The sequence below is a fragment of the Tateyamaria sp. GN1-10 genome (genome assembly GCF_055693845.1).
The window spans coordinates 97,306-111,476 of record NZ_JBVFUR010000002.1; the positions used below are offsets into that span (position 1 = coordinate 97,306).

The window sequence follows — 14,171 nt, forward strand, 5'->3', positions numbered from 1 at the left end:
ACGCGTTCGGCTTGTGCCAAACGCTGCCTCGCGCCGGTGCGCGCATATGTTCCATATCCGCGCACTAAATCATCTCCGCCGCCTTCGCGGCCTTCTGTTGACGCTCCAGCTTCTTCACATTCTGCGCCCGGAAATCTGGACGCAGGTTGGGATCACCTTCCCAAACACCCGCGGTGTCGCCCGCGCCCACACCTTCGAAGAAGGCCTTCATATGCTCCATCCGGCCCTTGTTCCCGATGGCCGCATTGATCACTTCAGCCAACGACCCGGCCCCGGCCACACCCATCAGGGGCCGCGCCGAAATCAGGTTGGTGAAATAGAGACCCGGAATGCCCAGCTCTTTCGCCTTCTGCACCACGGGCGTCGTGCCGATGGCCAGATCAGGCTGCACCGCTTCCATGGCGGCACAATCATCTTCCAGCGACGCGCGGAATTTCACCTTCACACCCTTGGCCTCAAGCCACGCCTGATCCTCCGCATTCCAAGGCGTGCGCGGACAGGCGGTGCCGACATAGGGCACCTCCGCCCCGCTCTCGATCAGCAACCGGGCCACCAGCAATTCGGACCCTTCATAGCCCGACAGAGTGATTGTCCCCTTGATCGGGGTCGCGGCCAACGCGCCGGAAATCGCAGGCAAGACAGCATTCTGCGCTTCGGCAATCTGCTCAGCCGAACAGCCATGGGCCTCGCCAATGGCCTTCAGCCACGCCGCCGTACCATCACGCCCCACAGGGGCCGACCCCACAACAGGGCGACCAGCCGCTTCAAACTCACGCACAGCCGCAGTGTAGAACGGATGCACCGCCGCCACGACGGACGCATCCAGAGCTGCATAAAGCTCCCGCCACTCACGACACGGCACCACAGGCCCCGCAGCCAGACCCAAGGGTGCCAGCATCTGTCCAATCATCATGGGATCCGCTGGGAACATCTCTCCCAGCAGCGCCACAGTCGGGCGATCAGATTTTCCACCCACGGGAGCGGCCACCGGCCCTGCCTCCACCTCGGCGCGGGCATAGTTCAGCATGGCCCCGGCCAGAACATCCTTGGCCTCGGCATGGGTGGGAATCCCAAACCCGGGCACGTCGATCCCGACGATCCGAACCCCATTGATCTCGTCCGGCAACAGCCGCAGCGGCACGCCAGATGCCGTGGGAACACACAGGTTCGTCACGACAATGGCGTCGTATTTGTCAGGGTCGGCAAGGTCATGGACAGACTCGCGAATGTCTTCGAACAGCTTGCCGGTCACCAGCGTTTCGGAGTTGAAGGGCACGTACCCTACAGACCGCCGCGCCCCGTAGAAATGGGACACGAATGTCAGTCCATAGACACAGCAGGCCGAGCCGCTCAGCACAGTCGCCACGCGGCGCATCCGCAGACCCACACGCAACGACCCGAATGCCGGGCACATGCTTTGCGGTTTGTCATGGGGCCCTTGCGGATAGTCAGCGGCGAACTTGTCCAACATCTCGGAGTTGCCCGCCATCCGCGCGGCCTTTTCCATCTCGGAGCCTGAATGACAGCCCAGACCATCCACGGGCGCCTCCACCGCAGGCATCTCTGCCTCGCGCGGGTGGCCCTTGGTCACCTCCACCGTATCGGCGGCGTCATATGTGACCTTGGGACTCATGCGTCGTCATACACCACTTCAAGGGACTCTTTCGGCGCTGCATTCTTGCCGCGCATGTCCATGTCCGTGGCCGGGATCAATTCAATGCCCGCCCCCGTCTCGGACCCGTCAAAGAGATCAAGCAGCCCATCCTGCGACAAGGGTGCGGGACGCACCGGCGGTGCGACGGCCACGTTCTCTCCCAGGGCAGCAAACAGGGCACCCCATTGTGACGTGTCCGTGCCGACAATCTGATAATTCGCGGATTTCTTGCGCAGGTCATCATCCTGCGGGATCGAGGCAAGCACCGGAATATCCACGGCCTCGGCAAAGGCCTGCGCCTCACCCGACCCATCGTCCTTGTTGATGACCAGCCCGGCCACACCGACATTGCCGCCCAGCTTTCGGAAATACTCCACCGCCGAACAGACGTTGTTGGCCACATACAGCGACTGCAAATCGTTCGACGCGACCAGGATCACTTTCTGCGCCATGTCCCGCGCGATGGGCAGGCCGAACCCGCCACAGACCACGTCGCCGAGGAAGTCCAGAAGGACGTAGTCGAAATCCCAATCGTGAAAGCCCAGCTTCTCGAGCAACTCGAAACCATGAATGATGCCGCGCCCACCGCAGCCGCGACCCACTTCCGGGCCACCAAGCTCCATGGCAAACACACCGCCACGCTTGAAACACACGTCACCGATCTTCACCTCTTCGCCCGCCAGTTTCTTGCGGGTCGAGGTTTCGATGATGGTCGGGCACGCCTTGCCACCAAACAACAGGCTGGTGGTGTCAGACTTCGGATCGCAGCCGATCAGCAGCACACGCTTGCCCTGCTCCGCCATCATGTGGCTCAGGTTGGCGAGGGTGAAGGACTTGCCAATCCCCCCTTGCCATAGATCGCGATGATCTGCGTGTCCTTCGTCGCCTCAGCGGGCAGCACGTCGGCCAAATCCTCGTTGGCCTCGTCCCGCAAGCGTTGATCGAAATCCTTGAGATTAGGAACTTCGTCTTTCATAGGCTCAGTGCTCCCAATCCAAAATCATCTTCAGGCAGGCCCCGTCAGTGAAGGCCTGTTCATAAGCCGCCCGCGCATCAGCAGCGGGGCGCGTATGTGTGATCAATCCATCCAGACGCAGCGCGCCGCACTCAACCAACGCACGGGTCGCCGCCAAGTCTTCGCGGGTCCACTCGGCCGCCACGCGGAACCGGGCCTCTTTCATGAAGGCGGGTGGAAAGGCGAAACTCAAAGGCGCGGAATAGAAACCGGCCAGCACGATCTCACCACCCTTGGCGATGCGACCAACCAGATCATTCAACAGGCTGCCCTGCCCCGACGCGTCATAGATCGACCGATAGTCGCGGCGCTCGTCATCATCAGGATGCAGAACCTCGTATCCCTGCGCACCAGCACGGCGGGCCGGGTCAATCTCCCACACCTTTGGCGCAGGCGCGCCCGAGGCGATGGTCAACCGAGCCAGCAACCGGCCCAGCACACCGTGTCCGACAATCAGGTCCGGCACGGCCTTGTTCATGCCAGCCATTGCGTGACGGGCTGTAGCGGCCAAGGCCAGCAATGCGCCCTCTGCCCCCAACTTGGGATCAATACGGGTCACACGCTCGCTGTTGGTGACCAGCGTTTTCGCCGCCCCACCAAACAGGCCAAAGGCGCCTTCGAAACAATTCGACCCCGGCACGAACACACGGTCGCCGGGTTTGAACCCGGTCAGCACACCGGCCTCTACCACTTCACCAGCAGCCTCGTAGCCCGGCACCAGTGGATAGCCCATGCCGGGAAACGGGGGCATATCGCCCGACCAGAACAGCTTTTCCGTGCCCGTCGAAATGCCAGAATGTGTGACTTCGACAACCAGATCACCTGCCCCCGGCGCCGTCAGCGCCAGCGTGTCGACATCAAGGTCTTTGGGACCTTTCAGAAGGACGGCAGAAGTGTCCAAGGTCGTCTCCGTGTTCGGGCGCCGCAATTGCCTGGATTCCGGTGAAAGAGACTCAGGGCGACGCTTTGTCGTTATGTGTCATTCTAATTGGACATCTCATTGTGTCAATTAAATTGGACACATTCATGTGAATCAGGCTGGACGCACCGCCGTGACAACGCGGGTGACATAGGTGCGCGCAGGCGTCGGACAGCGCACTTGATCAAAGCCCGCCTCGGCCAAAAGCGCACTGATCTCCTCCGCAGATCGGGCGCGTCCCGTCTGCATCGCCATCGTGTAAAATGCGAAATACACGTCCCCTGCCCGCTCGGGCCGGGCACCGCCGCCCATCGGCTCGGACACGATCAACTGCCCGCCGGGGGGCAAGGCATCATGCACCCTGGCCAATAAAGCGCGCACTGTGTCATCGGAATGATCATAAAGAACGCGGACCAGTGAAATCGCATCCGCGCCCTCGGGCAGGGCATCCTCGCGGAACGACCCCGGCGCGACGGTCACCCGGTCCGCCATCCCCGCCGCGTCAAACCGCGCCTGCGCATCGGGCACCACAGACGGCAGATCGAACAGCGTCATCTGCATCGTCCGGTTGATCTGACCCGCCGCTTCCAGAAACGCCCCCGTGCCGCCGCCGATATCCAGAAGGTGCTGCACACCTTTCAGCGACACGGTGCGCAACGTGTCCTCGGCCACCAACCGCTGAGACTGCGCCATCAGATCGGAATAGACCGCCGCGTCACCCGCATCGACGTCACCGCCAAAGACATAGGGCCAGAACTGGCTCAGCTTCGTCTCATCCGGCTTGCGCAGCAACGCCACCGGATCACGCAAATCATCATAGAATGCTTTGTGATGCCGGATCATCGCCTCCAACCCCGGTACGCCCATCAGGGCCGCCCCCTTGCGCGCCAGCGCAAAATGATCCTTCTTACGTTTGAGCAGCCCCAGCGCGGCACCGGCCTGCAACAGGACAAGCATCCGATCCTCAGGCACATCACAGGCGCGGCCCAACGCCTCGGCGCTCTGAGGGCCAGCGCGCAACCGCCGGAACAGGTCCAGCTCCACCAAAGCCATCAAAACCTGGCTTTGCACAAACCCCTGCACCACATCAAACAGCGCCGCGCCATCGGCGCGCGCCCGCGATCGTGTGAGTGGAAACTTGCTCGCCCAACTTTGAAACCCGGGTCGCGCGACCAGCCGGTTCACCCAGCCACTGACCCTATACTTGGGCCATCCCGGCAGGTCATGCGCGTCGCTTGTCATTCGCCCGGCACGCGGGATGGAGACACAACAGGCGTCAGCCGCTCCGCATACATCCGCACCATCTCGGCCAGCTGCGCCTCGCCCGGGCAACTCGGGATCGAGGCGATCGCCCCACCCAGAATATCCTTGAGGCGGCTGATCGCCCCCTGCACGCCAAATGAGGCCACCGCATTCGGTCGCCCATGCAGATCGTCCTGACCCGCAGGCTTGCCCAGTGTCGCCTCGTCATACAGTGCATCGCGCAAGTCATCAGCCACCTGGAACGCCTCGCCAATCCGGTCGCCCAGCTCGAACCACTGCTCCGCATCCTGCCCTGCCGCAATGGCACCCATCTGCGTGGCCGCAATGAACAGCGCCCCGGTCTTGGCCTGATGGTAGGCCTTCAGATCCACCTGATCCTCGCTCTCCCATCCCTGCCCCGCACAGATACCGCCGGGCATGCCGGTCCGCTGTGCAAGGGTCATGATCAACTGCGCCACCCGCTCGGGCGCATGCCCCGACTGTCGGGCAAGGGTTTCAAAGGCCAGTACGATCAGGCTGTCACCGGCCAGCACAGCCAACGGCTCGGAATAGGCACGATGCACCGACGCCTTGCCGCGGCGCATATCCGCATCGTCAAAACACGGCAGATCATCATGGACGAGGGACGCGCAATGGATCATCTCCAGCGCCGACGCGGCAGCATTCGACACGGTCGGGCGATCATCACCACAGGCCATCGCAACAGACATGAGGATGGTAGGGCGGATGCGGGCACCACCGGGGGCCGTCGCATAATGCAAAGCGCTCGCAAGCTTCGGCGGGGTCGCCCGTCCAGCCCCCTGCCCTACACCCACAGCCTCGGCAATCGCCGTCTCGATCCGCGTGCTCAGGCCCATGCGCGTCGCTCCCTTTCGGTATAAATGTCACTTTAAGCGTACACCAAAGTGTAAATCATACTGGACACATTGCCTGTCACGAGTCAACATTCCACCCGATGACCCATGTCATAGCCCCCGCCCCGCAACGCGCCGTGATCATCGGCGCGGGCATCGCCGGCCTTGCCTGCGCGGCCCGGCTGCGGGCGGCGGGCTTTGCGGTGACACTGCTGGAACGGCACGCGGCCGTCGGTGGCAAAATCCGCGCGGTCCCTTCCAAGGCAGGCCCCATCGACGCAGGCCCCACCGTGCTGACGATGCGGCACGTCTTCGACGACCTCTTTGCGCAACTGGGCACATCGCTCGAAGACCACGTAACCCTGATCAAACAAGATGAACTGGCCCGCCACTTCTGGCCGGACGGCAGCCAACTCAGTCTCTACGCAGACGAAGAGCGCAACATCGGCGCGCTCCGCAGCTTTGGCGGCAACGATGCAGTTGCGGACTTCCTCAAATTCACCAAACGCACGCGCCAGCTCTTCTCGGCATTCGACGCACCGATGATGCAAGCGCCCGAACCCAAACTCGCAGCGCTCACCAAACACGTGCTGCGCCAGCCCCGTCTCATCCCGGCCATGGCACCGCTCTCAACGCTCAAAACCCTGCTCAAACGCAGTTTCCGCGACCCAAGGCTGCGGCAACTCTTTGGCCGCTACGCCACCTATGTCGGCGGCAGCCCCACCCACGCCCCTGCCATCCTGTCCCTGATCTGGCAGGCCGAGGCCAACGGGGTCTGGGTTGTCAAGGGCGGGATGCACAAGCTGACGCAGGCGCTCTTGCAAGTATTGGACACCAATGGCGTCGACACAGTGACAAACGCGCATGTCAACCGGATCGAAGTCCGGAAAGGGCAAGCAGTTGCGGTCCGTCTGCTGGACGGAACCCGCCTGCCCTGTGACGTGCTAGTACATGCGGGCGACCCAAGGGCGCTAGCCACCGGCACACTCGGACCCGACACAGCGCATATCGCCCCGCAAACGGCCAAGGCCAAACGCAGCTTCTCCGCCCGCGTGCTCAGCTTCGCCGCCAAACCGCACGGACCAGACCTCGCACACCACAACGTCTTCTTCGCGGCGGACGCGACCAGCGAATTCCGCGACCTCATGGCCGGGCGCGTGCCCGCAAACCCCAGCTTTTACATCTGCGCCCTCGACCGCGGCCAGGACTGCAACCCGCCCCAGCTTGAACGGTTCGAGATCATCACAAACGCGCCCGCAACGGGCGACGACACGGACAAGGACCTCTCCCCATGGCTTCATCAGATCACGCAGCAGATGGCGGCGCACGGGATGCGTTTCGGCCCGCCCCCGGATACGACAACGATAACGACGCCCCAAGCGTTCGGACGGATGTTCCCGGCCACGCTCGGCGCACTCTACGGGCAGACACCGCACGGGCTGACAGCCGCCCTGCAGCGGCCCACGGCCCGAACCCCGATCCCGAACCTGTACCTGGCAGGGGGCGGGACGCATCCGGGGGCGGGTGTGCCCATGGCCACCCTCTCCGCCCGGCACGCGGTCGCGGCGATCTTGAGCGACCAAACTTCAAAGTCGAGGTCGGGCCGAACGGCTATGCGTGGTGGTATGTCGACGGCCTGAGCGATTGCGGCACCCGCGCGGTGTCTGTCATCGGCTTCATTGGCTCGGTCTTTTCGCCCTGGTACCGCTGGTCAGGTCGCAAGAACCCGCAAAACCACGTCTGCATCAACGTGGCCACCTATGGCAAAGGCGGCCGGTTCACGATGACAGACCGGGGCACTTCCGCGCTCCGGCAAACGGCCTCAAGGTTCGAGGTTGGCCCCTCCATGATGCGCTGGGAAGACAACACACTGATCATCGACATCGACGAAATCTCATCTCCCCGCTGATCTCGCGGATCAAGGGCCAAATCCGGGTCATCCCCTCGGCGCTCACCAATGTCGAACTCCCCCTCACAAATGACAACGCCCATATCTGGCGCCCCTTCGCCCCCCGCAGCCGCATCGAAGTCGACATCGACCGCCCCGGCTGGCAATGGTCGGGCGAAGGCTACTTCGATGCCAATTTCGGCACCCGCGCTCTGGAAGAAGACTTCTCGTACTGGACCTGGGGCCGCTACCCGACCGGGGACGGCGCCACCTGCTTCTACGACGCCACAAGGCTCGACGGCTCGGAACTCGCCGCAGGCTTCCACTTCGACGAAACGGGCAAAGCCGCCAGCATCCCGCTCCCGCCCAAAGCCCCCATCCGCCGCTCGCTCTGGGCGGTCAAACGCGAAACGCGCGGAGACGCGGGCGCCAAAGCCCGCCAAGTGCAAAACATGCTCGACGCGCCGTTCTACTCCCGCTCGGCCGTGGAAACGACACTCAACGGCGAACGCACCACAGGCGTGCACGAAGCCCTCGACCTCACCCGCTTCCGCTCGCCCCTGATCAAACCGATGCTTGCAGTCCGGGTCCCCAGACGCAGCAAATGGACCTTCTCCTGATCCATCTTCAACGTCCGCCTGCCGTGCATGGGAGTTGGATGAATGGCAGGTAAGAGCCCATTTTGACCACCATCCCATCTGGGGCTATGAGTTCTGAACGCCATTGATTTAGGAGTTCCGATTGTACAGAAGCGCGCCACCCGACTGTTTCCGGCGATGGAAGATTTCTGACAGGCAACACGCTTACATACGGAATGCGTCGCGCGTTGCATCGAATGACGGTCTCAAAGAAATCTGCGGGATTTTCTTTGAGAGCCGTGGTTATTTAAATTTCATGCGTAAGCATAACAGAACTACCCAACCTGGTGGTTTCTTGCTGGCGAATAAGGACTTACGGGAAGCAGCGGCGAGAGCATCAGGAATATGGGGTTCATTTCATAGCCATCCTATTTCAGAAGCCGACCCGTCAAATGGTGACATCACTGGCGGCCCTCGAGACGGCCATGCAATTATCTATGATCTAATCGGTGATGAGTTTCGATTGTGGCGGATTTCTCGTTACAAATGGGATTTGTTGAAGTCCTTTGATTTTGATCGAAGTTGGCTTTTCGAAGCGGAAGATGACTAATCTCGAAGTCCGCTTCGTCCCGCAAAACGGACGCAAACCAAACGGCACACTCATCCAACCTGTACTATCAGCTTTCGCGCTTCAATTCGGTACAGAAAGAAGGGTCCAGGCCCCGGCCTGTCCCACCACACTCGCGCCTTCCACGACCCTGTCACTGATCGCGCCCGTTTCATGGTTTGGGCAACCGATGAGCAGCGAACTGTCATCCAGAAACTCCTGCGTTGCAGCACTTTCTCCGGCAACGACGCATATGTCATCGGGATTTGGATAGGGGCGAACGCCCACCAGTCCAGATTCTTCAGGCGGCGTGTATCTGGGGTCATCGCACCCCGCCAGGACAAGGGGGAGTAAAATCGCTGCGCAGGCGTGTTTCAATTGCATCTGGTGACCTTCAATGAATACGTCTTCAAAATCACGATGATGTGCCAACATACTCAGGTCAAGGATCGTAGGGTGCGCATTCACCGCGCACCCGGAATCAACTCGACTGAACCGACCCCTTAGCCGCCTCATCCCGGTTCAACCGCCACACTTCGGCGTTCAATCCCGCCGCAATCGTGACCCAAACCAGATACGGCACAAACAGCACCCCCGCGAGCGTATCGACCTGCCACAGGGCCAGCATCGCGCTCAGCACGGTCACCCACAGCACCCCGATAATCGCCATGCCCAAACGGATATTGCGCAACCCAAAAAACACCGGCGTCCACAGCCCGTTGAACGCGATCTGCATCGCCCAGAACGCCATGGCAATCCCGTTGCCCTCGGCCATTGCCGCGCGCGCACCTGCTACGGCCATGCAGACATAAAGCACCATCCACGTCACCGGAAACACCCAGTCGGGCGGTGTCCAACTGGGCTTGTTCAGCGACCGATACCATGGGCCCGGCGGGAACAACCCACCGGTTACGCCCGCGCCAAGGCAGGCGGCGAAGAAGATGCAGAATAAAAGCCAGAACATGAGGGTCACGTAACCCGTGCGCGGGTCCCGATCAAGCTTGCCCGATCCGCCTGTCGCTTGGCTTCCAGCGCGGCCAGCGCTTCGAACAGGCTGTCACTGCGGCTGGGCCGCGCCCCGGTGGCGGCAGCATCGACCAGAAACTGCACCTCTGGTAGCGGCTTGGCATAAAGGACGGCCGATTGCGGCATGACCATGCTGGCCCCACTCAGCCCGACCGATTGCGCCAGCCATCCCAGCTTCTGCGCCTTCGATGTCCGCGCCCGGGCCGAGATGCTGTCATACCCCATCCCCGTCAGCCGCCCACCGATGCCCGCATAGATGAACCGCGCCGCATAAATCCCCGGACGGCACCCGCGCGGCAGCGCGGCAATCCCCGCTTCTGACCTGTAATAGAGCCTGTTCGCCTCCATCACCAACCGCTTGACCATCGCCCGCACCGCCTTGGTCGGGCGCGGGTCGGCAAAGAAGCCCTCGGGCGTCATTCCCGCCTCCTCCAGCCACTCTGTCGGCAGGTACAAACGGTGCTCCAGCGCGTCTTCGCCCACGTCGCGGGCAATATTCGTCAGCTGCATGGCCACGCCCAGATCACAGGCCCGCGCCAGCGCATCCGCATCGCGCGCACCCATCAGCACGCACATCATCGCGCCCACCGCAGACGCCACCCGGGCCGAGTAATCCTTGACCCCCGAGAGCGTCGCGTAGGTCCGCGCATCCGCATCCCATGCCAGCCCCTCAAGCAGCGCATCCGGCAAGGCACGCGGCATCTCGAACTGCTCCACAACAGCGGCAAAGGCCCGATCCGGCGCCGCATCCTTCGGTGTCCCGGCGTAAACCAGATCCAGCCGGTCCCGCAGCCGCAGCACCGCCTCCACCTTCTCGGCCTTCAGGTCCACCTCGTCATCCGCCAACCGGCAGAACGCATAAAGCGCCAGCGCCGGGTCGCGCACCCGCTTGGGCAACAGCTTCGATGCGGCATGAAACGACAACGACCCATGGCGGATCGCCTCGGTACAAGCCTCAAGGTCACGCGGATCGATCATGTCACCGCATCCGGCACCAATTGCGCCAGAACCTCCGCTGTTGAAATCACCCCCGGTACGCCAGCGCCGGGATGGGTCCCCGCCCCCACCAGATACAGGCCCTCAGCCTCTTCACTCACATTGTGAGGCCGGAACCAGGCCGACTGCAGAATCCGCGGCTCAATCGAAAAACCCGCGCCATGAGGCGACAGATACCGATCGCGGAAGGTCTCGGGCGTGAACACCTGTTCAGTGCTGATCTTCGACCCTAATCCAGGCAAAAGCTGATCTTCGAGCACGGCCAACACCTTGGCCTTGTAGGCCTCCGCCTCCGTCGCCCAATCCACACCGCCATGACCCAGATGTGGCACAGGGCTAAGAACGTAAAACGTATCATCCCCCTCGGGTGCAACAGATGGATCGGTAACAGACGGACGATGCACATAGAGGCTCATGTCGTCCGACAGTTTGCCCTTGATAAAAATATCCTTCAGCAAGCCAGTATAGCGCGGACCATTCAGTATCGTGTGATGACCCACATCACCCCACTGCCCCCGCGTGCCCTTGGTCCCGAAATACCAGACAAACAGGCTCATCGAATAGCGCGTGCGCTTCAACTTGGCGGGCGTCCACCGCTTCTTCGGCACCTGCCGCATCAACCGATCATAGGTGTGACCGGCATCGGCATTGGACACGACCACATCGGCACCCAGCTCCAGCCCCGACTCCAACCGCACGCCCGCACACGCCCGTCATCGACGACAATCTCGTCAACCACAGTGTCCATCAGCAGCGTACCGCCCTGATCCTCGATCACATCGGCCATCTTCCGGGCCATCCCGGCCAACCCCACCCATGGCGTAATGCACGCCAAATTCCTTCTCGAGGTAGCTGACCAGAATATACATGCTGGTCACATGGGTCGGATCGCCCCCGATAAAGAGCGGGTGAAAGGAAAACGCCATGCGCAGCTTTTCATTGCGGAACCGGCGCGCCGCATGGGCATAGACAGAGCGATCAGCCCGCAACATCCCGAAGGTCGGCAACACCTTCACCAACTCCCAAAGCTGGTGCATGGACCGCCGGCCCAGATCCTCGAAGCCAAACCAGTACCGCTTGGCACTGTCGCGCAAAAAGGCGTCAAAACCAGCCACATCACGCGGCTCGATCTTGGCTACCTCTTCCCGCATGGCATCGGTGTCATGCTGGGCCACGAACTTGGTGCCATCCGGCCAGCGGATCTCATAGAACGGGTCCAAAGACCGCAGATCCACATCATCATCAAACCGACGGCCACACGCTGCCCACAACTCGCGATAAAGCTGCGGCACGGTCACAATAGTCGGCCCCAGATCAAAGCGATGCCCGTCCTGCCAAATGGCCGAGCCCCGGCCCCCCGGCACATCCAGCTTGTCAACGACAGTAACGGCATAGCCCTTGGCCCCAAGGCGCATGGCGGCAGCCAACCCACCCAAGCCCGCACCAATGACGATGGCGCGGTTGCCCGCACGGGTCTTCGATTCTGATGGGATCAAGGCGTGTCATCTCTCCAAAACAATACGAGTGTCTAGTTTAGTTGACAATTTCTTTTCCACCGATAGGCTAAATCATGTGCCAATGGGCACGCTGCCAGTGCGAATTGATGGACCAGACAACAACCATATCCTTCTTCCGTTTTCCGCGGTGGCGCGACCGGGCATGGGCGCTGACCATGATGGGCGGCGCACGTCTGGCCATGTCGCGCGTCCCCGATCTCGGGTTCTGGAAACTCTGCGGCTCCGGCACGGGCGAAGGGTTCACGCCTGTGCCCAACACCGCCGTCTATGCCATCCTCTGCACCTGGCCGGACGAAGACACGGCGCGCCAACGCGTGGCACATACCCGCATTTTCCAACGCTACCGCGCCCGTGCCTCCGAAGATTGGACCGTCTTTCTGGCCCCCACCTCCGCCCGCGGCGCATGGAGCGGCCGAATGCCATTTTCTCCTGTATCAGAGCCTAAAACCGGGCCACTGGCCGCCCTCACACGCGCCACGATCAAACCCGGTATCCTTACCAAATTCTGGGGCCGCGTCCCTGACATCTCGGCCATGATCGGCAGCGACCCCAACGTGGTGTTCAAGATCGGGATTGGCGAAGTCCCCATGCTCCACCAGGTCACGTTCTCCATCTGGCCCGGGCCGCAGGAAATGGCCCAATTCGCCCGCACAAACGGCCCCCACGCCGAAGCAATCCGGGCCGTCCGCGATGGCGCATGGTTTCGTGAAGAGCTTTACGCCCGTTTCGCCATCCTTGGCGACAGCGGCACATGGGGCGGCACCAGCCCGCTCGCCCAACTGGACCTGACCGCAGCATGACGAAAACGCCCTTTCCCTTCTCCGCCATTGTCGGCCAGGACGACATGAAACGGGCCATGATCCTCACGGCCATCGACCCCGGTATCGGCGGCGTTCTGGTGTTTGGCGACCGGGGCACAGGCAAATCGACCGCCGTGCGCGCCCTCGCCGCCCTCTTGCCCCCGATCACCGCAGTGCAGGGGTGCCCGATCAACGCTGAAACGCACGCAGACTGCCCCGATTGGGCCAATGTAGAGACAAAAAGAACCCGTAAGATCCCTACTCCGGTCATCGACCTGCCCCTCGGCGCAACCGAGGACCGCGTGGTCGGCGCACTCGACATCGAACGTGCCCTCACACGGGGCGAAAAAGCCTTTGAACCCGGCCTGCTGGCCCGTGCCAACCGCGGTTACCTCTACATTGACGAGGTCAACCTGCTCGAAGACCACATCGTTGACCTCTTGCTCGACGTCGCTCAATCCGGCGAAAACGTGGTCGAGCGTGAGGGGCTCAGCATCCGCCACCCTGCCCGCTTTGTGTTGGTGGGTTCCGGCAACCCCGAGGAAGGCGAATTGCGGCCCCAACTGCTCGACCGTTTCGGTCTGTCGGTCGAAGTGCGCAGCCCCAATGACGTGGCCCAAAGAATCGAAGTCATCAAACGCCGCGACGCGTTCGAGAGCGATTTCCACACCTTCATGGCGACCTACGCACGCGAAGACGCCAAGATCCGCCGCAAGATCCTCGCCGCCCGCAAGCTGCTGCCCCAGATCGAAACGCCCGACGCCATCCTGCATGATTGCGCCGAACTGTGCATCGCACTCGGCAGCGACGGGTTGCGCGGCGAGTTGACGCTCCTGCGCGCCGCCCGCGCCCTCTCAGCCTTTGACAAGAAGAAAGTGCTCACCCGCGACCATCTCAAGCGCATCGCGCCCATTTCCCTGTCCCACCGCCTGCGCCGCGACCCGCTGGACGAGGCCGGCAGCACCACCCGCGTCACCCGCACGGTCGACGCCGTGCTGGCATGACGGGCGGGGCGGAGGACACCTCCGCCTTACGATTGCGCGCCGTCTTTGCA

At 62.3% G+C, this 14,171-nt stretch carries 10 protein-coding genes and 3 pseudogenes; 5 read left to right on the forward strand and 8 right to left on the reverse strand.

Going from position 1 to position 14,171, the window contains the following annotated elements:
* Positions 1 to 64 precede the first annotated feature (64 nt).
* From bchY to ACZ1HN_RS00530, 5 genes and pseudogenes are all read right to left on the reverse strand, one after another.
* The gene (bchY, locus tag ACZ1HN_RS00510; protein WP_472726026.1) at positions 65 to 1,633 is read right to left on the reverse strand and encodes a chlorophyllide a reductase subunit Y; all 1,569 of its coding nucleotides are present in this window, start codon (positions 1,631 to 1,633) and stop codon (positions 65 to 67) included.
* Positions 1,630 to 2,630, reverse strand: a pseudogene (locus tag ACZ1HN_RS00515) (chlorophyllide a reductase iron protein subunit X). Before ACZ1HN_RS00515 ends, bchY begins: the two are co-directional and overlap by 4 nt.
* 4 nt (positions 2,631 to 2,634) lie before the next feature.
* Entirely contained in the window at positions 2,635 to 3,570 is a 936-nt protein-coding gene (bchC, locus tag ACZ1HN_RS00520; protein WP_472726027.1) for a chlorophyll synthesis pathway protein BchC, read from the reverse strand.
* A gap of 132 nt (positions 3,571 to 3,702) precedes the next feature.
* The gene (locus tag ACZ1HN_RS00525; RefSeq protein WP_472726028.1) at positions 3,703 to 4,830 is read right to left on the reverse strand and encodes a methyltransferase; all 1,128 of its coding nucleotides are present in this window, start codon (positions 4,828 to 4,830) and stop codon (positions 3,703 to 3,705) included.
* Positions 4,827 to 5,708 carry a polyprenyl synthetase family protein gene (locus ACZ1HN_RS00530; RefSeq protein WP_472726029.1) on the reverse strand — a complete coding sequence of 294 codons (882 nt, stop codon included), beginning with the start codon at positions 5,706 to 5,708 and terminating at the stop codon, positions 4,827 to 4,829. Before ACZ1HN_RS00530 ends, ACZ1HN_RS00525 begins: the two co-directional genes overlap by 4 nt.
* 98 nt (positions 5,709 to 5,806) lie before the next feature.
* Here ACZ1HN_RS00530 and crtD point away from each other — a divergent pair, with 98 nt between their 5' ends.
* The 3 genes and pseudogenes from crtD (at position 5,807) to ACZ1HN_RS00545 (ending at position 8,781) form a co-directional block, all read left to right on the forward strand.
* Entirely contained in the window at positions 5,807 to 7,345 is a 1,539-nt protein-coding gene (gene crtD, locus ACZ1HN_RS00535) for a 1-hydroxycarotenoid 3,4-desaturase CrtD (RefSeq protein ID WP_472726030.1), read from the forward strand.
* Positions 7,342 to 8,213, forward strand: a pseudogene (crtC, locus tag ACZ1HN_RS00540) (carotenoid 1,2-hydratase). Before crtD ends, crtC begins: the two are co-directional and overlap by 4 nt.
* A 274-nt stretch (positions 8,214 to 8,487) precedes the next feature.
* Positions 8,488 to 8,781 (forward strand): MPN domain-containing protein, encoded by a 294-nt coding sequence (locus ACZ1HN_RS00545; RefSeq protein WP_472726031.1) that lies wholly within the window; start codon positions 8,488 to 8,490, stop codon positions 8,779 to 8,781.
* Positions 8,782 to 9,259: 478 nt separating this feature from the next.
* Here the strand turns inward: ACZ1HN_RS00545 and tspO are convergent, their stop codons facing one another.
* The 3 genes and pseudogenes from tspO to crtI form a co-directional block, all read right to left on the reverse strand.
* Positions 9,260 to 9,742, reverse strand: coding sequence for a tryptophan-rich sensory protein TspO (gene tspO / locus ACZ1HN_RS00550; protein WP_472726032.1), 483 nt, complete (start codon positions 9,740 to 9,742; stop codon positions 9,260 to 9,262).
* Positions 9,743 to 9,747: 5 nt separating this feature from the next.
* Positions 9,748 to 10,782: a 15-cis-phytoene synthase gene (gene crtB, locus ACZ1HN_RS00555; RefSeq protein WP_472726033.1), complete on the reverse strand. Its 1,035-nt coding sequence runs from the start codon at positions 10,780 to 10,782 to the stop codon at positions 9,748 to 9,750.
* Positions 10,779 to 12,296 (reverse strand): annotated as a pseudogene (crtI, locus tag ACZ1HN_RS00560) (phytoene desaturase family protein). Before crtI ends, crtB begins: the two are co-directional and overlap by 4 nt.
* A gap of 107 nt (positions 12,297 to 12,403) precedes the next feature.
* Between crtI and crtA the strand changes: the two are divergent.
* A complete protein-coding gene (gene crtA / locus ACZ1HN_RS00565) occupies positions 12,404 to 13,117 on the forward strand; it encodes a spheroidene monooxygenase (RefSeq protein WP_472726034.1) in 714 nt (237 codons plus the stop codon).
* Entirely contained in the window at positions 13,114 to 14,121 is a 1,008-nt protein-coding gene (bchI, locus tag ACZ1HN_RS00570) for a magnesium chelatase ATPase subunit I (protein ID WP_472726035.1), read from the forward strand. Before crtA ends, bchI begins: the two co-directional genes overlap by 4 nt.
* The last annotated feature ends 50 nt before the right edge of the window (positions 14,122 to 14,171 follow it).